20 protein-coding genes are annotated in these 24406 nt (G+C 59.3%); 15 read left to right on the top strand and 5 right to left on the bottom strand.

The genetic code is table 11. The annotated features are described in order from the left end of the window. The first annotated feature begins 24 nt into the window (after window positions 1-24). The 5 genes from phnP to phnE (AC6I8C_RS11735) all read left to right on the top strand — a co-directional run bounded on the left by phnP (window position 25) and on the right by phnE (AC6I8C_RS11735) (window position 4492). Complete coding sequence (phnP, locus tag AC6I8C_RS11755) at window positions 25-795, top strand: phosphonate metabolism protein PhnP (protein ID WP_497822561.1); 771 nt, start codon at window positions 25-27, stop codon at window positions 793-795. A 78-nt stretch (window positions 796-873) separates the two neighbouring features. Next, entirely contained in the window at window positions 874-1704 is an 831-nt protein-coding gene (phnC, locus tag AC6I8C_RS11750) for a phosphonate ABC transporter ATP-binding protein (RefSeq protein ID WP_497822560.1), read from the top strand. 26 nt (window positions 1705-1730) lie between these two features. Then, window positions 1731-2657 carry a phosphonate ABC transporter substrate-binding protein gene (phnD, locus tag AC6I8C_RS11745; RefSeq protein WP_497822559.1) on the top strand — a complete coding sequence of 309 codons (927 nt, stop codon included), beginning with the start codon at window positions 1731-1733 and terminating at the stop codon, window positions 2655-2657. A gap of 93 nt (window positions 2658-2750) precedes the next feature. Beyond that, window positions 2751-3611: a phosphonate ABC transporter, permease protein PhnE gene (gene phnE / locus AC6I8C_RS11740; protein WP_107319863.1), complete on the top strand. Its 861-nt coding sequence runs from the start codon at window positions 2751-2753 to the stop codon at window positions 3609-3611. Then, window positions 3608-4492: a phosphonate ABC transporter, permease protein PhnE gene (gene phnE, locus AC6I8C_RS11735; RefSeq protein ID WP_497822558.1), complete on the top strand. Its 885-nt coding sequence runs from the start codon at window positions 3608-3610 to the stop codon at window positions 4490-4492. The genes phnE (AC6I8C_RS11740) and phnE (AC6I8C_RS11735) overlap by 4 nt, the downstream gene beginning before the upstream one ends. Here phnE (AC6I8C_RS11735) and AC6I8C_RS11730 read toward each other — a convergent pair. Then, window positions 4446-7055, bottom strand: coding sequence for an ATP-binding protein (locus AC6I8C_RS11730; protein WP_497822557.1), 2610 nt, complete (start codon window positions 7053-7055; stop codon window positions 4446-4448). The two genes, phnE (AC6I8C_RS11735) and AC6I8C_RS11730, sit on opposite strands and share 47 nt — an antisense overlap. A 147-nt stretch (window positions 7056-7202) precedes the next feature. Between AC6I8C_RS11730 and AC6I8C_RS11725 the strand changes: the two genes are divergently transcribed. The 4 genes from AC6I8C_RS11725 (at window position 7203) to AC6I8C_RS11710 (ending at window position 11466) form a co-directional block, all read left to right on the top strand. Continuing rightward, window positions 7203-8717 (top strand): sugar ABC transporter ATP-binding protein, encoded by a 1515-nt coding sequence (locus AC6I8C_RS11725; protein WP_497822556.1) that lies wholly within the window; start codon window positions 7203-7205, stop codon window positions 8715-8717. A gap of 10 nt (window positions 8718-8727) precedes the next feature. Beyond that, entirely contained in the window at window positions 8728-9708 is a 981-nt protein-coding gene (locus AC6I8C_RS11720) for an ABC transporter permease subunit (protein WP_013358325.1), read from the top strand. A gap of 91 nt (window positions 9709-9799) precedes the next feature. After that, complete coding sequence (locus tag AC6I8C_RS11715) at window positions 9800-10738, top strand: ABC transporter substrate-binding protein (protein ID WP_497822555.1); 939 nt, start codon at window positions 9800-9802, stop codon at window positions 10736-10738. 44 nt (window positions 10739-10782) lie between these two features. Further along, window positions 10783-11466: a D-lyxose/D-mannose isomerase gene (locus AC6I8C_RS11710; RefSeq protein WP_497822554.1), complete on the top strand. Its 684-nt coding sequence runs from the start codon at window positions 10783-10785 to the stop codon at window positions 11464-11466. Window positions 11467-11518: 52 nt separating this feature from the next. Here the strand turns inward: AC6I8C_RS11710 and AC6I8C_RS11705 are convergent, their stop codons facing one another. Continuing rightward, window positions 11519-11665, bottom strand: a complete 147-nt coding sequence (locus AC6I8C_RS11705; protein ID WP_497822553.1) for a helix-turn-helix domain-containing protein — start codon at window positions 11663-11665, stop codon at window positions 11519-11521. Window positions 11666-11681: 16 nt separating this feature from the next. Beyond that, a complete protein-coding gene (locus tag AC6I8C_RS11700) occupies window positions 11682-12401 on the bottom strand; it encodes an AraC family transcriptional regulator (RefSeq protein ID WP_497822552.1) in 720 nt (239 codons plus the stop codon). 135 nt (window positions 12402-12536) lie between these two features. Here AC6I8C_RS11700 and AC6I8C_RS11695 point away from each other — a divergent pair, with 135 nt between their 5' ends. Next, the gene (locus AC6I8C_RS11695) at window positions 12537-13268 is read left to right on the top strand and encodes an SDR family oxidoreductase (protein ID WP_497822551.1); all 732 of its coding nucleotides are present in this window, start codon (window positions 12537-12539) and stop codon (window positions 13266-13268) included. 39 nt (window positions 13269-13307) lie between these two features. Here AC6I8C_RS11695 and AC6I8C_RS11690 read toward each other — a convergent pair whose 3' ends face one another. Further along, window positions 13308-14051: a response regulator gene (locus AC6I8C_RS11690; protein ID WP_497822550.1), complete on the bottom strand. Its 744-nt coding sequence runs from the start codon at window positions 14049-14051 to the stop codon at window positions 13308-13310. Window positions 14052-14473: 422 nt separating this feature from the next. Between AC6I8C_RS11690 and AC6I8C_RS11685 the strand changes: the two genes are divergently transcribed. Continuing rightward, entirely contained in the window at window positions 14474-15772 is a 1299-nt protein-coding gene (locus tag AC6I8C_RS11685; protein ID WP_218832237.1) for an NCS2 family permease, read from the top strand. A 1600-nt stretch (window positions 15773-17372) separates the two neighbouring features. Here the strand turns inward: AC6I8C_RS11685 and AC6I8C_RS11680 are convergent. After that, a complete protein-coding gene (locus AC6I8C_RS11680; protein ID WP_497822549.1) occupies window positions 17373-18827 on the bottom strand; it encodes an AMP nucleosidase in 1455 nt (484 codons plus the stop codon). A 462-nt stretch (window positions 18828-19289) separates the two neighbouring features. Here AC6I8C_RS11680 and AC6I8C_RS11675 point away from each other — a divergent pair, with 462 nt between their 5' ends. The 4 genes from AC6I8C_RS11675 (at window position 19290) to AC6I8C_RS11660 (ending at window position 24391) form a co-directional block, all read left to right on the top strand. After that, window positions 19290-20699, top strand: coding sequence for an EmmdR/YeeO family multidrug/toxin efflux MATE transporter (locus AC6I8C_RS11675; RefSeq protein WP_497822548.1), 1410 nt, complete (start codon window positions 19290-19292; stop codon window positions 20697-20699). 194 nt (window positions 20700-20893) lie between these two features. Beyond that, a complete protein-coding gene (locus tag AC6I8C_RS11670) occupies window positions 20894-22006 on the top strand; it encodes a lactonase family protein (RefSeq protein WP_497822547.1) in 1113 nt (370 codons plus the stop codon). Between the two features lie 153 nt (window positions 22007-22159). Beyond that, window positions 22160-22315, top strand: coding sequence for a hypothetical protein (locus AC6I8C_RS11665; protein ID WP_010670871.1), 156 nt, complete (start codon window positions 22160-22162; stop codon window positions 22313-22315). Window positions 22316-22723: 408 nt separating this feature from the next. Continuing rightward, complete coding sequence (locus AC6I8C_RS11660; protein ID WP_497822546.1) at window positions 22724-24391, top strand: ShlB/FhaC/HecB family hemolysin secretion/activation protein; 1668 nt, start codon at window positions 22724-22726, stop codon at window positions 24389-24391. The last annotated feature ends 15 nt before the right edge of the window (window positions 24392-24406 follow it).

Below are 24406 nucleotides of genomic sequence, written 5' to 3'. Positions count from 1 at the left end.
ACATCCGTAACCGGAGACGCATCCATGAAACTCACTTTTCTCGGCACCGGCGGGGTGACGGCCGCGCCACTGCCGGGCTGCGACTGTCCCGCCTGCCAGCGGGCGCAGCGTAACAGCGCCCATGCGCGTGCACCCTGCAGTGCGCTGATAGAGTTCGGCCACGAGCGCATCCTGCTGGATGCCGGTCTGCCGCAGCTGGCGTCGCGCTTTCCGCCCGGCACGCTGACGCGCATTCTGCTGACCCATTATCACATGGATCATGTGCAGGGCCTGTTTGCGCTGCGCTGGGGAAAGGGTGATCCGATTCCGGTCTGGGGGCCGCCCGATCCGCGCGGCTGTGACGACCTCTACAAACATCCCGGCCGGCTCGATTTCCGTCCCGCCTTGACGCCGTTTGTGGCGCACGCCTTTGGTGAACTGCAGGTCACGCCGCTGCCGCTGCAGCACTCGAAGCTGACGCACGGCTATCTGTTCGACTGGCACGACACCCGGCTCGCCTGGCTGTGCGACACCTGCGGACTGCCGCCCGACACCGCCGATTTCCTGCGCGGCCAGCCGCTGGATCAACTGGTGATTGACTGCAACGACCCGCCGCGTGCAGAGGCGGGTAATCACAATGATGTGACCCGGGCGCTGGCGATTGCGGCGCTGCTTCAGCCGCGTCAGACCTGGCTGACCCATCTCAGTCATGAGATGGATAACTGGTTAGCGGAAAATCCGTTGCCGGCGGGTGTGCAGCCTGCCCGTGATGGCCAGACGCTGCTGTGCGGTGCGCACTGGCCTGTCACGGTTTGATCATCTCGCTGTCATCCCGCGTTCATCGCGTCACGCCTTAATAACCGGCAGACGCAATCAGCGATGACGGAGAACAGCATGGCACAGGCACTTCTGAAAACGGTGGTCGATAACGATGCACCACCGGCCAGCCACAGCGGACAAAAAGTGTTGTCGGTGCAGAAACTGAGCAAAGCCTATGGCGACACCCAGGTGCTGGATCAGGTCAGTTTCGACCTGCACGCCGGTGAGCTGGTGGCGGTGATTGGCCGCTCTGGCGCGGGTAAATCAACCCTGCTGCATATGCTCAACGGCACGATTAACGCTACGTCCGGCGCGATTATCAGCCTGCATGAAGGCGAAGCCGATCGTAACGTGGTCACGCTCAGCAGCCGTCAGATGCGCGAATGGCGCAGCCAGTGCGGCATGATCTTTCAGGACTTCTGTCTGGTGCCGCGCCTCGACGTGCTGACCAACGTGCTGCTGGGCCGTCTGAGCCAGACCAGCACGCTGAAGTCCTTCTTTAAAATCTTCTCTGACGAGGATCGGGCGCACGCCATCGAACTGCTGCAGTGGATGAACATGCTGCCGCAGGCGCTGCAGCGGGCAGAAAACCTCTCAGGCGGGCAGATGCAGCGCGTGGCGATCTGCCGCGCCCTGATGCAGAACCCGAAAATTCTGCTGGCCGATGAGCCGGTGGCGTCACTCGACCCTAAAAATACCAAACGCATCATGGATGTGCTGCGTCAGGTCAGCGAGCAGGGGATCAGCGTGATGGTCAACCTGCACTCGATTGAGCTGGTGAAAAGCTACTGCACCCGGGTGATTGGCATTCAGCGCGGCGTGGTGCTGTTTGACGGACATCCTTCCCGACTCACCGACAGCCTGCTTCACCAGCTGTACGGCGATGAACTTAACCAAATCCATTAACGTCCACAGCAAGAGAATAATTCCGAATGAAACTGACTTCTTTAGCACTTCTGACCCCTGTCATGGCGTTTGGTGTCAGCGCAGCGGATGCGCCGAAACAGCTTAATCTGGGGATTCTGGGCGGGCAGAACGCCACCCAGCAGATCGGCGACAATCAGTGTGTGAAGACCTTTTTTGATAAAGAGCTGGGTGTGGATACCCAGATGCGCAACGCCTCTGACTATTCGGGCGTGATTCAGGGCCTGCTGGGCGGCAAGATCGATATGGTGCTGAGCATGTCTCCGGCCTCGTTTGCCTCGGTCTACCTTCAGGACCCGAAAGCGGTGGATGTGGTCGGCATCGTAGTCGATGACAAAGATCAGTCACGCGGCTACCACTCTGTCGTCATCGTTAAAGCCGACAGCCCGTATAAAAAGCTGGAAGACCTGAAAGGCAAATCATTCGGGATGGCCGATCCTGACTCGACGTCCGGCTTCCTGATGCCCAACCAGGCGTTTAAGAAGATGTTCGGCGGCTCGGTGGATGACAAATATAACAACACCTTCTCCAGCGTGACCTTCTCCGGCGGCCATGAGCAGGACATTCTGGGCGTGCTGAACAACCAGTTTGATGGCGCGGTCACCTGGACTTCACTGGTCGGTGACTACAACAGCGGCTACACCTCTGGCGCGTTTGGCCGTCTGATCCGCATGGACCATCCGGACCTGATGAAGCAGATCCGCATCATCTGGCAGTCGCCGCTGATCCCCAACGGGCCGGTGCTGGTCAGCAACAAGCTGCCCGCTGACTTCAAAGCGAAAGTGGTGTCGGCAATTAAAAAGCTGGATAAGGAAGATCACGCCTGCTTCGTCAAAGCGGTAGGCGGTGAGCAGCATATCGGTGAGGCGACGGTCGCTGATTACAAAAATATCATCGATATGAAACGTGACCTGATGAAAGGCAGCCGCGGCTAAGGCCGGACTTCCTGACTTTTCCTGCCCAGGCGGGGAAGGCGGGACGCGGCAACCCCGCCAGCGTCCCGCTGCTTTAGCGCCGGAGAACCCCCTTTGACCGACTTCGAACACTATTACCAACGCATCCGCCGCCAGCAGAAACGTGACACGCTGCTCTGGTCACTGCTGCTGGTGGCGCTTTATCTGGCAGCGGGCAGGGTGGCAGAATTTAATCTGCTCACCGTCTGGCAGTCGCTGCCGCACTTCTTCGACTATCTGCATGAAATCCTGCCGGTGCTGCATCTGCCGCTGCTGTTTGCCGACGGTAAGACCGAAGGCTCGCTGGCTTACTGGGGCTACCGTCTGCCGATTCAGCTGCCGCTGATCTGGGAAACGCTGCAGCTGGCGCTGGCCTCGACGCTGGTGGCCGTCGCCCTGGCAGCGGTGCTGGCCTTTTTCGCCGCCGATAATACCCAGACGCCGGTCAGCGTGCGGATGACGATTCGCGCCTTTGTTGCCTTTCTGCGCACCATGCCGGAGCTGGCGTGGGCGGTGATGTTTGTCATGGCGTTTGGCATCGGGGCGATCCCCGGCTTTCTGGCGCTGGCGCTGCACACCGTGGGCAGCCTGACCAAGCTGTTTTACGAGGCGATTGAGTCAGCGTCGGATAAGCCGGTGCGCGGCCTGGCCGCCTGCGGTGCCAGTAAGCTGCAGCGGATGCGCTTCGCCTTCTGGCCGCAGGTGAAACCGATCTTTCTCTCCTACAGCTTTATGCGGCTGGAGATTAATTTTCGCTCCTCCACCATCCTCGGACTGGTCGGCGCGGGCGGCATCGGCCAGGAGCTGATGACCAACATCAAACTGGACCGCTACGATCAGGTCAGTATCACACTGCTACTGATCCTGATTGTGGTGTCACTGCTGGACACGCTATCCGGCCAGCTTCGTCGCCGTGTCACAGGAGATCGGACATGATAAGCCACGCACCGGATGTCGCACTGCTGAAGCAGCAGCATCGTGAACTGTTCGCCGCGCAGCCGCGCTATCTGCGCCGCATCGGGCTGATGGCGCTGGCGGTGCTGCTCTATTACCTCTTTTTCTTCTCGGTCTTTGGACTGGAGTGGTCGCGCCTGCTGATGGGCTGCCAGCAGCTGGGGCGCTATTTCCTGCGGATGTTTGTCTGGCACGATTTCCTGAACTGGCCGTTTGGTTACTACCTGTCGCAGGTCGGCATCACGTTAGGGATTGTCTTTGCCGGGACGCTGACCGCCTCGTTGCTGGCGCTGCCGCTGTCGTTTCTGGCGGCGCGCAATGTGATGCACGATCGCGCCGCGAAGCCGCTGGCGTTTCTGGTGCGGCGTCTGTTCGATGTATTACGCGGCATCGACATGGCGATCTGGGGACTGATATTCGTGCGTGCGGTGGGTATGGGGCCGCTGGCCGGGGTGCTGGCGATTATCCTGCAGGATGTGGGACTGCTCGGTAAGCTTTATGCCGAAGGGCACGAAGCGGTGGAGCGCTCACCCAGTCGCGGGCTGGGTGCGGTTGGCGCCAACAGCCTGCAGAAACACCGGTTCGGCATCTTCACCCAGTCATTCCCGCAGTTCCTGGCGCTGAGCCTTTACCAGATCGAGTCCAACACCCGCTCGGCAGCGGTACTGGGCTTTGTCGGTGCGGGTGGCGTCGGCCTGGTCTATGCCGAGAACATGCGGCTGTGGAACTGGGACGTGGTGATGTTCCTGACGCTGATTCTGGTCGTGGTGGTTATGGTGATGGATGTGATCTCCAGCCGCCTGCGTAAGCGTTACATCAGTGGCAAGCCGGTGCCGTTGTGGCAGCCTGCTGCGCGCGATTAAGTCGTTCACTGCGCTGCCAGGCGCGCTGAAGCGCCTGCACCAGCTGAACCTGCTGCCAGGGTTTTGCCAGCCGTTCGCACAGCGGCAGCGTCACCGGCTGGTGACGCAGATCCTGACCGCTGATCAGCAGCGTCGCCAGCTGCGGCCAGTTCTGCTGCGCCTGGCGGATCACTTCCGCGCCATTAATTTCGCCGGGCAGCATCAGGTCGCTGATCAGCAGGTCGATATCGGGCGTCTGGCGCAGCAGCGCCAGCGCCGCTTCACCGTCGCCACACTCCAGCGTCAGATACCCCAACTGGTGCAAATGCTCGCACAGCGTCTGGCGCACCGCCGGTTCATCATCCAGCACCAGTATCAGCCGGTTGTTCGCTGCCTCTGCCTCCGCGGGCTTTGGCGGTGGCGGGGCGATGATGGCAGTGGCGGCGGCTTCTGCTGCGCGCGGCAACAGCAGCCGCACCGTGGTGCCCTGGCCCGGCGCGGTTTCCAGTTCAATCTGCCCGCCTGACTGCCGCACAAAGCCGTAAACCATCGACAGCCCCAGTCCGCTGCCGCTGCCGGTGGCTTTGGTGGTGAAAAAGGGCTCGAAAACCTGCTCACGAACGTCGGCCGACATGCCGCAGCCGCGATCGATAACCTCAATTGTGACCCGGTCACGTTTTTCATTCCCTTGCGGCTGGCGCTGATTCCGGATGCGCAGCCGGATTTCACCGCTTTGCTGATGCATCGCATCACGTGCGTTAACCACCAGGTTCATCAGCGCATTCTCCAGCTGGCTGGCATCAATCCAGGCCAGCCAGCCGGGACGCTGTGCATCAATAATCAGCTGCTGTCCCGGCAGCAGCGAGTGCTGCAGCAGCCCCTGCAGGTTATCCACCAGCGTGACCACCGACACCGCGCGCGGAAAGAGCGCCTGCTTGCGTGAAAACGCCAGCAGACGCTGCGTCAGCTGGGCCGCACGGTCGGCCGCCTGCCGCGCCCGTTCTATCCGGGTGGCCAGCGGGCCGGGCATCAGATGGCCTTCGGTCAGCGCCAGACTGCCAATAATCACCGCCAGCAGATTGTTGAAGTCGTGCGCCAGGCCGCCGGTCAGCTGGCCGACTGCCTTCATCTTCTGACTGTGCTGCAGCGCCTCCTCCAGCGTTTTACGTGAGGTCCGGTCCAGCACGGTATTGACCATGCCGCGCCGCGGGATCGGGCTGAAGCGCAGCTCCAGCGTCCGGCCATCGGCCAGCCGGATCTCCTGAGGTTCACCGGGATCGTGCAGATCCACCGCCAGCGGGGCCAGCAGCTGCTGATAATGGACGCCACGATGCAGTTCACGCGGCGCGATACCCAGCAGTTCGGCATACTGGGCGTTCCACACCACCAGCTGCCCGTTGTTATCAAACAGGGCAAAACCGTCGCGCATCGCCAGAAACGTGGACTCCAGCTGGTTGCTCTTCTCTTTCAGCAGCCGCGAAGTGTGGGCCAGCGAGGCGGTATTGCGGGCAAAGACGTTAAATGCCCGCGCCAGCTCGCCCAGTTCGTCGCGCCGTTGCAGCCCCGGCACGCTGACGTTCTGTTCGCCCTGCGCCAGCCGTGTCATCGCCCCGGCAATCGCCGTCAGGCTGGAGCCGAGATTGCGGTAAATATAGATACCGGCATAGCCGGTGATCGCCAGCGCCAGCAGCACAAACAGCGCGATAAAGCTGATGATGGAGTCGAGTTCGTGGTGGGTAGCCTGGGTGCGCGCCTCGCTCTGCAACGCGACCTGCTGCACCGACGCAGTGATATCGTCGTTCAGCATCGCTACCAGCGCTTTAATCCGGTAGGTGGCGTAGGCGATCGCCAGGTCGCTCTGCTCCAGCGCCTCCGCCAGCGGCAGCAGGCGCTGCTGAGTATTAAGCAGCCGCTGTACCTGCTCGCCAGTGACACCTGTCAGCGGCACCGTGCGCCACTGGGTCATCACCTGCTGAAGCTGCTCAATCACGGCGATGGGTGAGGGCGTGCGGATGGCAATGGTGATCAGCCGTTCGGTCTGCTCGCGCAGTGCGGCATCCGGCTGCGTCCGCTGTTCCCGTTGTACCCGCTGGTCGATATGACCGAGCAGGATCTGCGTCTGCCACAGATCGCTCAGCATGTTGTTGCGCTGCAGATGGCGCTGATGGCTGTTCAGCAGCAGGCTGTTAATCGTCTGTTCCAGCATCAGGCTGCGGGCGCGGATCCGGGCGATGCGCTCCGGCTGACGGGCCGCCAGCGGCGCGCTGGCCAGCAGGCTCAGCGACTGCTGTAACGCCTGCTGATTCTGCTGCAGCCGCTGTGATTCGCTCTGATACTCCAGCGCCCCGACCACCTGCGACAGCCGTACGGCCGCCGTCGCGACGTTGGCGGTGTCGCGTGCCAGCGCCAGGCTGCCGTTCATATCCGCCAGCGTCTGCGCCTGTGCCTGCTCCTGAATCGCCCCGGCGTGACGAAAGCCCACGATCGCCACCACGCTCACCATCAGCGTGACCGACACCACCAGCAGATTGAACATCAACAGGCGTCCCCGCGCCCCGGCCTGCCACGGATAACTGTGCTGCATTCCACGACCTCTTCTTCACGGCAACCGTGGGCCGAGTATAGGAGCGTGACGTCGGGCATTTATGACAAATATGAATGGCCGCTGACATTTTCCGTTTATCTGGTATTGCTTAACTGGCGGCTATCCACAGTCCGCAGGAGCAGGGCGATGACAGCCACACCGATACTGGAAATGCGGGGCATTACCCGACGCTTCGGCAATTTTTATGCCCTGAAGGGCGTCGATCTCACGGTTTATCCGGGCGAGGTTCATGCGCTGATGGGAGAGAACGGCGCGGGTAAAAGCACACTGATGAAGATTCTGGCCGGTGCCTATACCGCCAGCAGCGGGGAGATTCTCATTGAAGGTAAGCCGTATGCACTTAAAGGGCCGAAAGAGGCGCTGGCTGCCGGAATTACCCTGATCTATCAGGAGATCAACCTGGCACCCAACCTGACGGTGGCGGAGAACATTTTTCTCGGCAGTGAAATCGCCCCCGGCGGGCTGGTGAAGCGGCGGCAGATGGCCGAAGAGGCGCAGCGGGTGATAGACCGGCTCGGCGCGCAGTTCAGCGCCTGGGATCTTGTCAGTCGGTTGAGCATCGCCGAGCAGCAGCAGGTCGAGATCGCCCGCGCACTGCAGCGCAACAGCCGCATCCTGGTGATGGATGAGCCCACCGCCGCGCTCTCTAACCGCGAAACCGAACAGCTGTTTGCGCTGATTAAACGGCTGCGCAGCGAAGGCATGGCGATCATCTACATCAGTCACCGCATGGCGGAGGTCTATGAGTTGTCCGACCGCGTCAGCGTGCTGCGTGACGGGGAGTATGTCGGCAGCCTGACGCGTGAACAGCTTAACGCCAGCGAACTGGTGCGGATGATGGTCGGGCGGCCGCTCAGTGACCTGTTTAACAAAGACCGCGGGATCCCGCTGGGCGACATCCGGCTGGCGGTGAATCATCTGACCGACGGCGGCAAAGTGCATCCCAGCAGTCTGGCGGTGCGGGCCGGCGAAATTGTCGGCCTGGCCGGGCTGGTGGGTGCGGGGCGCAGCGAACTGGCGCAGCTGATCTTCGGCGTGCACAAGCCGAAAGAGGGTGAGATCTGGATCGACGGCGAGAAGGTCACCATTCATTCCCCGCGCGATGCGATTGCGCGCGGCATCGGTTTCCTCACCGAGAACCGCAAAGAGCAGGGGCTGTTTCTGGAGATGGCGGCGCAGGAGAACATCGTGATGGCGACGCTGGAGCGCGACGCCAGTTACGGGATGCTCAACCGCCGCAAAGGACAGACCATCGCTACGGAGGCGATCGCCTCCCTCAATATTCGTGTACCCCACGCTCAGGTCCGGGCGGGCGGCCTGTCAGGTGGTAACCAGCAGAAACTGCTGATCTCGCGCTGGGTGGCGATTGGCCCGCGCATCCTGATCCTTGATGAGCCAACGCGCGGCGTCGATGTCGGCGCGAAAAGCGAGATTTACCGCATGATGCAGGAGATGGCGCGGCAGGGCGTGGCGATTTTAATGATCTCCAGCGAACTGCCGGAAGTGGTCGGCATGAGCGACCGCGTTTACGTGATGCACGAAGGCACCCTCGTCGGTGAACTGGAGGGCAGCCACATCAGTCAGGAAAACATTATGACGCTGGCAACCGGTGCGCACAGCACGTCAGCAGGCGAAATCTGAGGAGACCACCATGTCACAACTGGCCCGCACTAACGCGCCGACGCTGAAACGCGCCCTGATGGGCGATCTGCTGCAAACGGTAGGTATTCTGCCGATTCTGATCCTGATCGTGGCGGTATTTGGTTTCGTTACGCCGAACTTCTTTACCGAAGCGAACCTGCTGAATATCACCCGCCAGGCGTCGATCAATATCGTGCTGGCGGCGGGCATGACCTTTGTCATTCTCACCGGCGGCATTGACCTGTCGGTAGGGTCGATGCTGGGCACCACGGCGGTGGTCGCGCTGGTGGCGTCGCTGGATCCGATGCTCGCCTCGCTGACCATTCCGATGGCGCTGGGCGCGGGGCTGGTGATGGGGCTGTTCAACGGCATCCTTGTCGCCTGGGCCGGCTTGCCGCCCTTTATCGTCACGCTCGGCACCTACACCGCGCTGCGCGGAGCGGCTTATCTGCTGGCGAACGGCACCACGGTGATTAACTCCGATATTAACTTTGAGTGGATTGGTAACGGCTATCTCGGGCCGGTGCCGTGGCTGATTGTGATTGCCTTTGCGGTGATCGCCATCTGCTGGTTCATCCTGCGTCGCACCACGCTGGGCGTTCATATCTACGCGGTCGGCGGCAACATCCAGGCGGCGCGTCTTACCGGCATCAAGGTTGGCGTGGTGCTGCTGTTTGTCTACGGCATGAGCGGCCTGCTGTCGGGGCTGGGCGGCTTAATGAGCGCCTCGCGGCTCTACAGCGCCAATGGCAATCTTGGCGTCGGCTATGAGCTGGATGCGATTGCGGCGGTGATCCTCGGCGGCACCAGCTTTGTCGGCGGCATCGGCACCATCACCGGCACCCTGATTGGCGCACTGATTATCGCCACGCTGAACAACGGCATGACGCTGATGGGAGTCTCCTATTTCTGGCAGCTGGTGATCAAAGGCGCGGTGATCATCATCGCGGTCCTGATCGACAAATACCGCACCCGTCATCATGTGAGCTGAGGCTTAAAAGGGCGGATGCGCCGTGTCGCCGCCGCCACCCAAAAAAACGCCATTAAGCAGTTGGCACCTTGAAAACAGCAGGAGAAGGTCTATGCGTTTTAATCCGATTGTAACCGGGCTGCTGGCGGCGACGCTGCTCAGCACCGGTCTGGCTCAGGCAAAAGAACTCAAATCTATTGGCGTCACGGTCGGTGACCTGGCTAACCCCTTCTTTGTGCAGATCACCAAAGGCGCAGAGATGAAGGCGCGTCAGCTGGCGGGCGACAAAGTCAACGTCACGCTGGTCTCCAGCGGCTACGACCTCGGTCAGCAGGTCGGCCAGATTGATAACTTTATTGCGGCCAAAGTCGACATGATTATCCTCAACGCCGCTGACTCCAAAGGGATCGCCCCGGCGGTGAAGCGGGCGCGTGACGCCGGTATCGTGGTGGTGGCGGTTGACGTGGCCGCCGATGGCGCCAATGCGACCATCACCTCCGATAACACCGAGGCGGGCGCGATGGCCTGTAAATATATTTCTGACCGCCTGAAGAACAAAGGCAATGTGGTCATCATCAACGGACCGCCGGTTTCAGCCGTACAGAACCGTGTTGAAGGCTGCATGACCGAGCTGAAAACCCATCCTGACATCAAGCTGCTCTCGTACAACCAGAACGCCAAAGGCAGTCGTGAAGGCGGACTGGAAGTGATGACCGGTCTGCTCTCGGCTAACCCGAAAATTGACGCCGTGTTTGCCATCAACGACCCGACCGCCATTGGCGCGGACTTAGCCGCGAAACAGGCGCAGCGCAGCGAATTCTTTATCGTGGGCGTCGATGGATCGCCGGACGGGGAAGAGGCGCTGAAGCGTAAAAACTCGCTGTTTGTCGCCACGCCAGCCCAGGACCCGCAGGTGATGGCGGCTAAAGCGGTTGAGATTGGTTATGACATCCTGCAGGGCAAACCGGCTCCGGATAAGCCGGTGCTGATCCCGGTGAAACTGATCGATCGTAATAATATCGGCAGCTATCAGGGCTGGACGGTGAAATAGGCTTTAATGCGGCACCCTCCGGGTGCCGCGCCCAGGAGGCCATCATGCAACGTTCAGAGGTTAACTATTACCTGCAACATACCCGCGAGTTTTTCCGCCAGCAGGATGTGCATCTGCCGCCGTGGGCCGATTACAGCGTCAGCCAGTGGCGTGCGCAGGATCGCGACGTGATACAGGAGATTCTGGCGCTGCGGCTGGGCTGGGATCTCACCAGCTTTGGCGCAGCAGATTTTATGCAGACCGGCCTGACGCTGTTTACTCTGCGTAACGGCTCGCCAGGCGGACAGCCGTGGCATAAACCCTACGCCGAGAAGATCATGCACGTGCGTGAAGGGCAACTGACGCCGATGCACTATCATCCGCGCAAGATGGAAGACATCATCAATCGCGGCGGCGGCAACCTGATTGTCGAACTGCATAACCGCGACGGCGACGGGCTGGCAGATTCGCCGGTGGTGGTGTCGCTGGATGGCCTGCGCCAGACCCATGCCGCCGGTTCACAGCTGCGACTCTCTCTGGGTGAAAGCGTGACGCTGGAGGCGGGCGTCTGGCACAGTTTCTGGGGCGAAAACGGCTTTGGCGACGTGCTGGTGGGTGAGGTATCGATGCCCAACGATGACGAAAACGACAATGTATTTCTGACGCCGCTGGCCCGTTTCAACCCGCTAAATGAAGATGAAGCGCCGCGCTGGCTGCTGTGTAATGACTATGCGAACGGCTTTCTGTGAGCTGCCCTCCACTAAGCGCAGAACGGCAGGGCGCATCAAGTCCGCTGACCTGTCATATTTCAGTGCCGGTCAGCCTGAGTTTTCTGATGCTGCGGGCGGGCGGCTCACCGAACAGGCGCGCATATTCCCGCGTAAACTGCGTCAGACTCTCGTAGCCCACATCTGCCGCGACGGCGGCGACATTGCCGGGCCGCAGCACTAACGCTTTTCGCGCCTCATAGAGCCGGAGATGTTTGATACTGCAGCGGCGAAAGCCCGGTGCTGGCCCGGAAGCCACGATGGAAGGCCGACAGACTCATGCCCGCCATTGCTGCCAGATCCTCAATGCGAAACGCGGTGGCATAGTGTGCGCGCAGGCAGACCTGCGCCTTTCTGATCTTCGCAAAATGCCCGTTTACCTCTGCTGCCTGACGCAGCACGCCGCCCTGCGGACCCAGCAACAGCCGGTAAAGCATCTCGCGCTCCACCAGCGGCGCCATCACCGCGATCTCCTCCGGTTTTGCCAGCAGGCGCACCATCCGCAGCCAGGCATCCGCCAGCGCATCATCCACCCTGTTAACCGAAATGCCTTTGTTCGTAGCGGGAAGAACGGTCACAGGCATCTGATGCAGCAGATCGCTGATGGCGGCGAAATCGAGCATCAGGCGTACGGCGAGATAGGGCGAAGCTTCGCTGGCTTCAGTGATGTCGCCAGTGGCGGGCAGATCGAACGACGCGGTAAACATTTCACCTGCGGAATAGCGAATGGATTGTGCGCCCACCTGCAGCCTTTTTTCTCCCTGCAGGATCAGGCTGACGAACGGTAGATAGATTTCCGGTGGCAGAGCCATCGGCTGACTAACGCGATAGAGATCCACGCGCGGAATCGTCGTCACAGTGAGGGCGTCTGCCGCGCACGCCAGCACTTCATCTCTTAACGCTTCAAGGCCTTTCATATTGCGTAACTCCGGCGGATTCAGCGCCTGACAGGAGAAAAGCAGGAATGGGCAAATTTTAGGCAGGATTGCAGCCGCCGCGCAACCGGCTGAGGATTATTCTCGCTCTCTGGTCGTTGAGCAGGATGGTATGAAATGAAAATTGAAGAAGCAGTAATCATGATTACCGGCGCATCGTCGGGGATTGGTCAAGCCACGGCGCGTGCGGCGCTGCAGGCGGGTGCGCGGGTTATCTTACTGGCACGACGCAAAGACCGACTGGATGCTCTCGCGGATGGATCAGGCAAAGCGCTGGCAGTAGCCTGCGATGTGACTCAGCCCGACCAGATTGCAAACGCCGTCAGACAGGGGCTGGCACGCTTTGGCCAGATTGATGTACTCATCAACAATGCCGGGCAGGGGCTGTACGCGGCGGTTGAGGAAATAGAGGCGGCGAAATTCAGGGCGCTGCTTGAGCTGAACCTGATTGCCCCGCTAATGATGATGCAGGCGGTGATCCCACCGATGCGGCGACAGGGTGGAGGGCGCATTATCAACGTCAGCTCCGGGGCGACGCTGGCAACGTATCCAGGGGCAGCGGCCTACACCAGCTCCAAAGCGGGGCTGAATATGCTCTCCGATGTGGCGCGGCTGGAACTGGCTGAGGCCGGGATTACGGTTTCCGTCATTCACCCGTTTATGACCGCCTCGGAATTTTATCAGTCGGTGAAGTCGGGACAGGACGTGGCGATTGCGCAGGCTGAGCAGAGCGCCGCATTCGCGCACGCGCCTGAGCGCGTGGCGGAAAAGATTCTGGCAATGGTCGAAAGCGGAGAGGCGCAGGGGGATCTGGTGCCGCGTGCCTGGGGCGGAACGTGTGACGACTGAGGTGAGCACGCCTGTCACTGGCAGGCCGCTCAGAATGACTCAGGCGATCTGGCTGGCGCGCGGTGCGATTTCCGGTTTCATCACGTCAGCCGAAAAGACGTAACCCAGCCCGCGAATAGTGCGGATCAGATCAGGCTGATGCGGGTTGGTTTCAATTTTGCGGCGCAGTCGCATGATCAGCACGTCGATGGTGCGGTCAAACACATCGAGGCTTTCGCTGTGGGTCAGCTCCAGCAGCTGATCGCGGGTCAGTACTTTGCGGGCGTGGCGCACCAGCGCGCGCAGCAGACTGTATTCTCCCTGGGTCAGCGGCACCAGTTCGCGCTGCGGATTAAACAGCTGGCAGCGGCCATCGTCCAGTTGCCAGCCGCCAAAACGCCAGCCTGCCTGCTCAGGATCGGCCTGTGCGATACGCCCGTTGCGGCGCAAAGCGGCACGGGCGCGGGCCACCACCACGCGGGGATTAAAGGGTTTGGCGATGTAATCATCTGCCCCCATCTCCAGACCCACCACCATCTCCGCTTCGGAACCCATACCAGTCAGCATAATCACCAGTACCTCGGGTCGCTGACGCTGGAGCTGCTGTAACACCAGCAGCCCGTTGGTATCGGGCAGCATCATATCCAGCATCACCAGTGAAATCTCCGGGTGTTCGCTGAGCATTGATAGTGCCTCGCGTCCCTGATGACAGCGGTAGACCGTTAACAGATGTTCACTTAACGCATCCTGCAGGACGTCGCAGACAGCAGGATCATCATCCACCACCAAAATCGCTGGCTTCATGGCGCGGCCTCAATGTTACGAAAGAGTTAATTCTGGAGTCTACACAGGCCTGAAAAGGTTGCTGAGGCAGCGTGCTGAAACGTGACCAGCTTCGCCTGTGAGAGTATGGAAGCGTGCGCTGGCGCAGAGTTTTTGGCGGTTGCTGATTTGCCGCAGGAAAACGATTGCGCGGGATCGGTGCATTGCACCATAATCGCGCCCTGTTTTGATTCGGAATCTTCTTAGGCGTGTCCGGCTCTGCCAGGTAATCGATTGCGTCGGCAGATGGCATGGCAATTGCTTCGGGCTGTGGGTAACGCAGGGATTTCAGGCGGTTCTGGCACGCAAGTATGCAGCGGCCGGCATCCATGTCCCGGAAACAGAATAATCAGCATACAAACCCCTTTGGCAAGAGAGACGGCTGTCTCCTGTATCGAGAGATGATGATGTTAGAAAAACTATTCAAACTCAAAGCGCATAACACCACGGTTCGTACCGAGATTATCGCCGGGATCACTACCTTCCTGGCGATGGCCTATATTCTGTTTGTGAACCCGAGCATTCTGGGCGCAACCGGCATGGATAAGGGCGCGGTGTTTGTCGCGACCTGTCTGGCGGCGGCGATTGGCTGCGTGCTGATGGGGCTGATTGCGAACTACCCGATCGCGCTGGCACCCGGCATGGGACTGAACGCCTTCTTCACCTATACCGTGGTGCTGCACATGGGCTACACGTGGCAGGTTGCGCTGGGCGCGGTGTTTCTCTCGGCGGTAATTTTCTTCGCGATGTCGCTGTTTAAAATCCGTGAGTGGATTATTGCCAGTATCCCACTGCCGCTGCGCGCTGGGATTGGAGCAGGTATCGGGCTGTTCCTGGCGATTATTGCGCTGGAAGGGGCGGGCATCGTGGTCGATAACCCGGCGACGCTGGTGGGCATTGGCGATCTGACCAAACCGGGTCCGCTGCTGGCGATGCTTGGCTTTGTGGTGATCGTGGTACTGGAAGCGCGTCGCGTCACGGGTGCGGTGCTGATCGGTATTCTGCTGGTGACCTTTATCTCGATGGGCATCGGGCTGTCGCCGTTCGCGGGCGTCTTCTCTGCGCCGCCATCCATTGCACCGACCTTCCTGCAGCTGGATATCGCCGGGGCATTTAACGTCGGCCTGATCAGCGTGATTTTTGCCTTCCTGTTTGTTGATGTGTTTGATAACACCGGCACGTTGCTGGGCGTGACGAAACGTGCCGGTCTGGCGGATGAGCAGGGCAATGTGCCGAAGATGGGCCGTGCGCTGATTGCCGACAGTGCGGCTGCACTGTTTGGTTCGCTGCTCGGTACCTCGACCACCACCAGCTATGTGGAATCGGCGGCGGGCGTGAGTGCCGGTGGCCGTACCGGACTGACCGCGATCGTGGTGGGTGTGCTGTTTCTGCTGGCGCTATTCTTCTCGCCGCTGGCCTCCAGCGTGCCGGTTTACGCCACTGCGCCTGCGCTGCTGTTTGTGGCGGTACTGATGGCATCGGGACTGGCGGATATCGACTGGAAAGATATCACTACCGCTGCGCCGGTCACTGTGACTGCGCTGACCATGCCGTTGACCTATTCTATTGCTAACGGCATCGCGTTTGGTTTTATCACCTGGACGCTGGTGAAGCTGCTGAGTGGTCGTGTGAAAGAGGTAAATGCGGCGCTGGTGATCCTGTCGATTTTGTTTGTGATTAAGCTTGGGTGGTTAAGTGCTTAATTTACCGCGTTGCGGTTAAGGAACGCTTTGCAGCGGGCTGGCACTGAGAAGGTTACGCCCGCCAGGCGGTGGGGAGTTTCAGGTTGCCGGTGCAGGCGGACGCGTCAAGGGGCGGACGCCCGCCCCTTAACAATCCCGGCGTCCGGCAGCCTGCGCGCCCCGCTGTGCGGGGTGCCCTCGTCACGCCCTGCGGCCGACGGACCGTCCGGACGCGCCATCCCTGGCGCGAACCGTCCTTTCGCCGACGTCCTGTCGGCTCATCCTGGCCTCCGGTTATTCCTCAGCGCTTCGGATGCCTCTCCCAAACCCCTGCCGGTGGGACTCTTGCCCGGTTCCGGGGGGGAAGCCGCTGAAAGCGGATTGAGACCTGAAAGGTACACTGTTCGGCGGGCTGCCTATGAGCAGGTTTCGCTTTGCAGCGGGCTGGCTTTGAACAGGTTACGCCCGCCAGGCGGTAGGGAGTTTCAGGTTCTCCGTGCAGGCGGACGCGTTAAGGGGCGGACGCCAGCCCCTTAACAATCCCGGCGTCCGGCAGCCTGCGCGCCCCGCTGTGCGGGGTGCCCTCGTCACGCCCTGCGGCCGACGGACCGTCCGGACGCGCCATCCCTGGCGCGAACCGTTCTCTCGCCGACGTCCTGTCGGCTCATCCTGGCCTCCGGTTGTTCCTCAGCGCTACGGATGCCTCTGGTGAAAACCTGCCGGTAGGTGCGTTTCGCTTTGCAGCGGGCGGGCTCTGAGAAGGTAACGCCCGCCAGGCGAGGGGGAGTTTCAGGTTGCCTGTGCAGGCGGACGCGTTAAGGGGCGGACGCCCGCCCCTTAACAATCCCGGCGTCCGGCAGCCTGCGCGCCCCGCTTTGCGGGATGCCCTCGTCACGCCCTGCGGCCGACGGACCGTCCGGACGCGCCATCCCTGGCGCGAACCGTCCTCTCGCCGACGTCCTGTCGGCTCATCCTGGCCTCCGGTTGTTCCTCAGCGCTTCGGATGCCTCTGACAAACCCCCGCCTGTGAAATTTTTATATTTTTTTAGTGCAGCGTTGTCTGCTGCCTAAAGACCCTTCCGGAAACGTAAAGCGATAACGTGCCTAACAAAAAATGAAGAGATAACAGCGAGGGGTCAGGGAGGCCATCTGAACCGCTGAGCGGATGAGGGATTTCAGGACGAGCGACAGGGATGTCGCGAAGAGGCGGGTTCGCGCCAGGGATGGCGCGTCCCGGCGGTCCGTGAGAAATCCTGAAGAAGTGAAGGGACCGCGAAGCGGCGGTGAAGCAGGCCGGAGCCCGGGGTCAAGGGGCGCGGCGACTGGCGCCCCTTGTCGGTCGCCTGCAGAGGCGTGTCTGAAACTGCCCAACAGCTCAGGCGAACGAAACCCCTCTCAGAGCCCGTTCGCGCAGCGAACATCCCAGCATCAGCTCTTCTGCCAGCCCGTTCGCGCAGCGAACATCCCAGCATCAGCTCTTCTGCCAGCCCGTTCGCGCAGCGAACAATCCCAGCATCAGCTCTTCTGCCAGCCCGTTCGCGCAGCGGACAAACTCTAGCCTCAGCGCCACAGCAGCCCGTTCGCGCAGCGAACAAACCTCCCCGAGCCAGCGGCGATACACCTACCGGAAAGGCGGCTCATTAAACGTCCGCAGCTTACGCGAATGCAGCTTATCGCCTTCGGCGCGCAGCAGCTCAACCGCATGAATACCAATCTGCAGATGCTCTGAAATCGCCCCCTCATAGAAGCGGTTCGCCTGACCGGGCAACTTGATCTCGCCGTGCAGCGGCTTGTCGGAGACGCACAGCAGCGTGCCGTAAGGCACCCGAAAACGATAACCCTGTGCGGCAATGGTAGCGCTCTCCATATCGACCGCTACCGCACGGCTCAGGTTAAAGCGCAGGGCGGACGCGGAGTAGCGCAGCTCCCAGTTGCGATCGTCGGTGGTCACCACGGTGCCAGTACGCAGGCGCTGCTTCACCTCTTCGCCTGGCATGCCGCTTACCGATTTGGTGGCGTCATACAGTGCGCGCTGCACTTCAGCAATGCTTGGCACCGGGATGTCTGGTGGAAGCACGCTATCGAGTACGTGATCGTCACGCAGATAGGCGTGGGCCAGCACATAGTCGCCGATCCGCTGGCTCTCGCGCAGACCGCCGCAGTGACCAATCATCAGCCACGCGTGCGGACGCATCACCGCCAGATGATCGCAGATGGTTTTGGCATTCGACGGGCCGACACCGATGTTAATCAGCGTGATGCCGCGACGATTAGGTGAGGTGAGATGCCAGGCAGGCATCTGATGCTTCTTCCACGCCAGATCAGAAAGCATCGACTCGCTGTTGGCGGTGTCGGCCGTCAGCACCACGTCACCCGCACAGGCCAGACTGTCGTAAGGGGTATTGGGATCGCGCACCTGCTCAATTGCCCAGCGCACGAACTCATCTACATAACGGGTGTAGTTGGTGAACAGCACAAACGGCTGGAAATGCTCTACGCTGGTGCCGGTGTAGTGACGCAGGCGGGCCAGCGAAAAGTCGGTGCGCAGCGCATCGAAGTGCGACAGCGGGAATTTGGCGTCGGCGTGGAACAGACCGTCGGTGGTCTCATCGCCAATCTGTGACAGCTCGGTAGTCGGAAAGTGGCGCGCAATACCGGCGCTCATGGTGCGATCCAGCGACAAATCGGAACCGTCGATCACGTAAGGATAGGGGATCTCCTGTCTGGACGGCACCACGTCGATCTCCAGCTGATACTCCTTTTCCAGCATCTGAAGCTGTTCCGAAATATAGTGGCGCAGTAACGCCGGACGGGTAACGGTGGTGCTGTAACTGCCGGTATGGGTAAAGCGGCCCCAGGCACGCGTGCGGTTCTGCTGCGGACCTTCACCGTGCCAGGTGATGCGCAGCTCCGGGTAAACGAAGAGTCCTTTTTCTCGTTCCGCGGCATCGGGCAGCGTTCCGTTTTCGGTAAACACTTTAATTGCCGCACGCAGCGCATCAACGGCACCATCGTAAAGGCGTTCAAGTTCATCCAGCGCCTGCTGGCTGGTCAGGTTTTTCCGTAGTGTCGGCATGGTTTCTCCTTCCATTTTTTTCCGCAATTTTCCCCAAGCTTAGCGGGTTTGTTGCAGAGATTGGTGAAGAATCTGTGATCGCCTTTTTTTTGCGCTAACGACGCGCGTAATCTGACCAGTGCGGCATTGAGCCGGAACACACATCATTAAAATTCGTTAAGAAAATCTTTATTATCGAAACAGGCGGTGTCGCCGTGTCTGTTGCGCTGAAAATGATAAAATAGCGGCAGCGCAGCCAGTGGCACCGTGATGAAAGGCGATCGTAACATCCCGGGAATAATCAGGTTTGCTACAGCGGACGGCCCGGCGAGGCAGAATCTGCCGAATCTGAACTAAAAAGTTTGTAACCATGATTAATTTGTCCCGGAAAGACTTTGCATATTTCTCTGCTCACTATCATCATTAGATCTCGTCAGTCCCTTCTGATTTGGTAATCCTTTGCAAAATCCCGGCGTAGCAGTGATGCAGGCGATTAAGCGCACGGCGTGGTACCCAAAACGCCGCTCTTATCGCACGCTCTACTGGCGTGAAATATCGCCATTAGCAGTGCCTATCTTCTTCGAGAACGCCTGTGTGCTGTTGATGGGCGTACTGAGCACCTTCCTGGTCAGCTGGCTGGGCAAAGAGGCAATGGCGGGCGTAGGCCTGGCCGACAGCTTCAATATGGTGATCATCTCGTTCTTTGCGGCTATCGATCTCGGCACCACGGTGGTGGTGGCATTCAGTCTGGCAAAACGCAACGGCAAGCGCGCCCGCGCCGCCACGCGTCAATCGCTGGCCATGATGACGATACTCGCCTTTGTGCTGGTGATCGCCATTGAGTTCTGGGGCCATCTTATCGTCGATGCCATCGCCGGTGCCGCCGAACCCAAAGTTAAAGCGCTGGCGCTGAGCTATCTGCAGACCTCTGCCTGGAGCTACCCGGCAGCCGCCATTACGCTGATCGGCAGCGGGGCGCTGCGTGGCGCGGGTAACACCAAAATCCCGATGCTGATTAACGGCGGCATGAACATCCTCAACATCATCATCAGTAGCGTGCTGATCTATGGCTGCTTCTCGTGGGACGGTTTAGGGTTTATCGGTGCCGGGCTGGGTCTGACCATCACCCGTTATATCGGGGCGATCGCGGTGATTTACGTGCTGATGATCGGCTTTAATGCCTCGCTGAAAATCACGCTGTCGAGCTATTTCCGGCGCTGGAACAGCAGCATTCTGATGGAAGTTTTAGGGATAGGTGTGCCTGCCAGTATCGAGTCGGTGCTGTTCAACGGCGGTAAATTGCTGACGCAGGTGTTTGTAGCAGGCATGGGCACCAGTGAGATTGCGGGTAACTTTATCGCGTTCTCGGTCGCCTCGCTGATCAACCTGCCGGGCAATGCGCTGGGTTCAGCCTCAACCATCATTACCGGCACCCGTCTGGGTAAAAATCAGGTCTTCCAGGCGGAGCGTCAGGTACGGCATGTTTTCTGGCTGGCGACGTTGTGTCTGAGCGCGATAGCACTGCTGACGGTGCCGCTGGCCGGATTACTGGCGCGCTTCTATACCAGCGATCCGGAAGTCATTAATGTGACTAAGCATCTGCTGTGGCTGAACGCGCTGTTTATGCCACTGTGGGCCGCGTCCTGGGTGCTGCCCGCCGGACTCAAGGGCGCACGCGATGCGCGCTACACCATGTATGTGTCGATGTTCAGCATGTGGTGCGCGCGCGTGGTGGTCGGTTATCTGCTGGGCATTCAGCTTGGCATGGGCGTCACCGGCGTCTGGCTGGGGATGTTCCTTGACTGGACGGTGCGTGGCATCTTCTTCTGGTGGCGACTTAACAGCGGCAAGTGGCTTAACCGCTACTATAAAATGATCGCGAAAACCGGGTAGCAGCATGCATATGCCTTCTCCTTTCACCGGGGGAAGGCATCACCTCTCAACCCCGCCCTTAAAATAACATCTCCGTCACATCTCCAGGCTTTCAGGTATAATTTCAGTCAGTTGCACAAAGCCAGTCTCATCAGACAGGGTTAGCGTAATTCCTGCTGCGCATTGACGCAGACACTACTTATCAAGGTGACCCTATGATCCGTCTGAAAACGGCGCTGGCACTTCTGCCGCTGCTGTGTAGCACCCCGCTGTGGGCGACAACCTTTGTTTATGTGTCGAATGCCGAATCCGGCACGGTATCCCGCTATCAGCTCAGCGAGGCGAATGGCAGCCTGCAATGGCGGGGCGATACGCCCGCTGGGAAAAAGATTATGCCGCTGGCGGCCAGCCCGGATGGTAAACATCTCTATGGCGCGCTGCGATCGCCGCCTTACGCAATCATCAGCTGGCGCGTCACCCGTCCACACGGTGATCTGCAGAAGCTGGCGGTGACGCCGGTCAAAGCCAGCTTTCCGTGGATCACCACCGATAAGCGCGGGCGCTACCTGCTGGCCGCCTCCTATGACAGCGATATCGTCACCAGCAACCGGATTGATGATAAAGGCATTGTGACGACCCAGGTTACGGGCGAAGTGAAAACCGGGCCGCATGCTCATTCGGTGATCACCGACGTCAGTAATCATTCGCTCTACGTAGGCAACCTTGGCGCGGATCGGGTACTGCAATATGCCTTCGCCAGTGACGGGGCCATTACTCCGCTGGGGACGGGATTTGTGCAGGGCGAGAAGAACAGCGGTGCGCGGCATTCGGTGATATCGCCGGATAATCGCTTCCTCTACAATCTCGCGGAGATGAGCGGCACCATTACGCAGTTCCGGCGTGCAGCCGATGGCACGCTGACGCCATTAAATACCTGGCCCAACGCGGTGGCGAAGAAATATAACCTGCAGCATGGCGAGCAGCGTCCTGCGGGCTACAGCGATCCGACGCCGCGTATCTGGGCGGCAGACATTAAAATCACGCCGGATGGGCAATTTATCTATGTGACCGAACGCACCTCCAGCACCGTCAGCGGTTACCGGGTCGATAATCAGTCGGGTGAGTTAGCGCTGATCGGCAGTTGGCCGGTGGAAAAACAGCCGCGCAGTATCGCGATTGATGCGCAGGGCAAATGGCTGATCGTCAGCGGAGAGAAGAGCGCCGTGATTGGCAGCTACGCCATCGATCCCGCCAGCGGTGAACTTAAACGTGTGGCGGAGGCCCCAGCTGGCAAAGGGGCAAACTGGGTGACACTGATAACGCAGTAAATGTTCTGAGCAGCCGGTGTCTGGCGGCGGCTGATGGTGTACCAGGCAAGGTGCGTTATGCCATTTTCGGCATAAGCAGCGCAGAAATTTTTGGTTCTGATCGGGCGCATAAGCGGGTTTACTCAGGGCATCAACTGATGCGGAGAACCCGAGATGAAACAGAAACTGATAGCCTGGTTTGAACAGCTGCTGAGCGGCCCTGTGGCGAGTGAGCGTGTACATGATATTAACGTCGAACTGCTGCTGCCACTGAGCCAGCTGTATGGACTGGAATACTATCCGGCAGTGCATCGCTACCATGAAAAATAACGGTTGTTGTGCTTTGTCTGGTTAAAGGCCCGCTACTTTGCGGGCCTTTTTGCGTTTAGGGTGAAGTGTCATTTAAACGCTCATGTCTGAACACGAAGATATCTCCATCGCTGTTTTTAAACCTGTTAATACCTTCGCACTGCTATAAGAAACAACAATCCTGCGAGAATAAATAGTTAAGCATGCAGGACAATACTTTCATTCCCTTATCAATCAAAAAGAGCGGCATCCTGCGAAAGTTGCAAGACAGCTGTTGATTTGATTTAAGGATTAATTATTTACCGATAATTTCACTTTTTCTGAAATTACATCTTTTTTTTAAGTCAATAAGGAACTTCTGATTGTTAAGGTGGTAGTCTGCACGCCTGTCCTTACACAAAACTTACAATAAGTGCCGTTAATACTTCGATGAAAATGCCTCATACAGGGAAGTGGCTGGTTTTCGGAGCCAGTTTGTTTATCAGCCATCTCATGGCTGCGCCGGTTACGCCCGGTGACCTTGACGTTATTCAGAATCAGCAGCAGCAGCGTCTGCAACAGGATCAGCAGCAGCGCGACGCGTTAACGCAGGCGCATCAGGTTGAACTGCAACAATCAGTGCCGGTTCCTGCTCATGGTCCCTGCTTCGCTATCCGCCAGATTACCCTGCAACAGGCGACCTTAATTACGCCAGATAAGCAGGCGAAACTCGTCGCGCCTTACATCAATCAGTGTCTGAGTCTGGCGCGCATTAATCAGCTGGTACGCGAAATATCAGAATGGTACGTCCAGCGGGGCTATATCACCAGCCGGGCCTTCCTGACAGAACAGAACCTGTCTCACGGAATTTTAACGATTACCGTGCTTGAGGGAAGGCTGGAAGAAATTCGGTTGCAGGGTGCCCGTTCACGTCAGTTGAAAATGGCGTTCCCGACCAGTGCCGGTCGCATTTTAAATTTACGCGACATTGAACAGGGTATGGAGCAGATAAACCGGCTGCGTACCACGCCGGTTCAGATTGAAATCATCCCGTCAGCTAAGCCCGGTTATTCCATCGTCAATCTGACCAGCACGCCTGAATTCCCGCTGACGCTGGGGCTGAATATGGACAACAGCGGCCAGCGAACGACAGGCACTGGTCAGCTTTCCGCCTCGCTGGTGGGTAATGACCTGCTAGGCATTGCCGATCGCTGGTTTGTCAGCGGTGGTCGCAGCAGTGCGTTCAGCGACTGGCGTGACGCGCAAAATTTCCAGGCGGGCGTCAGCGTGCCTTATGGCTATGGGCTGCTGGATTACAGCTATAGCTGGAGCAATTATCACAGCCGCTTTAACGCCAATAATTTCGACTGGTATAGCAATGGCGATAACATTTCTAACCGGCTGAACGGCTCATGGGTGCTGTTCCGCAACGGGCAAATCAAAACCGGCGTTCAGCTCGGTCTGAACCATTATGTCAGCCATAACTGGCTGAACCAGACGCTGTTGCAAAGCAGCAGCCGCAAACTGACCAGTCTGCAGATCGGTTTTAACCATACGCAGAAAGTCGCAGGCGGGGTGGCCACGCTTAACCCGATGCTGAGTCGCGGGATGCCCTGGTTTGATGCTGAAAGCGACAGCGGTAAAAATGACGATCTCCCCAAAGCTCAATTCCGCAAATGGAGTGTCAGCAGCAGCTATCAGCGGTCGGTGACGCAGAAAATGTGGTGGCTGAGTAGTCTGTATGCCCAGTGGTCGCCCGATCGGCTTTATGGCAGCGAACGTCTGACGATTGGTGGTGAGAACTCGGTTCGCGGCTACAAAGAGCAATATCTTTCCGGCGATGTTGGCGGCTACCTGCGCAACGAACTCAACTACATGCTGTTTACCCTGCCAGCTATTGGCGAGGTCAGTACCACGCTGGCGCTGGATGGTGGATGGCTTCAGAGCGACAAACAGGATCGCTACGCCGCTGGCACCTTGTGGGGCAGTTCGCTCGGACTGGGTACCCGAAAAGCGCACGTCTCCACTCAGCTGTCGCTGGGCATTCCTGTCAGCTATCCCGATTACCTTGCGCCTGATCGCCTCAGTGTGTACGCGCGTATTGGACTCGTTTTTTAAATAAAGGCCCCGATT

It is taken from the genome of Pantoea sp. X-Soil-YNGN-844 (assembly GCF_059730595.1).
Note: the sequence above shows the minus strand (reverse complement) of the source record. Positions and strands in the feature narration are given on the sequence as shown.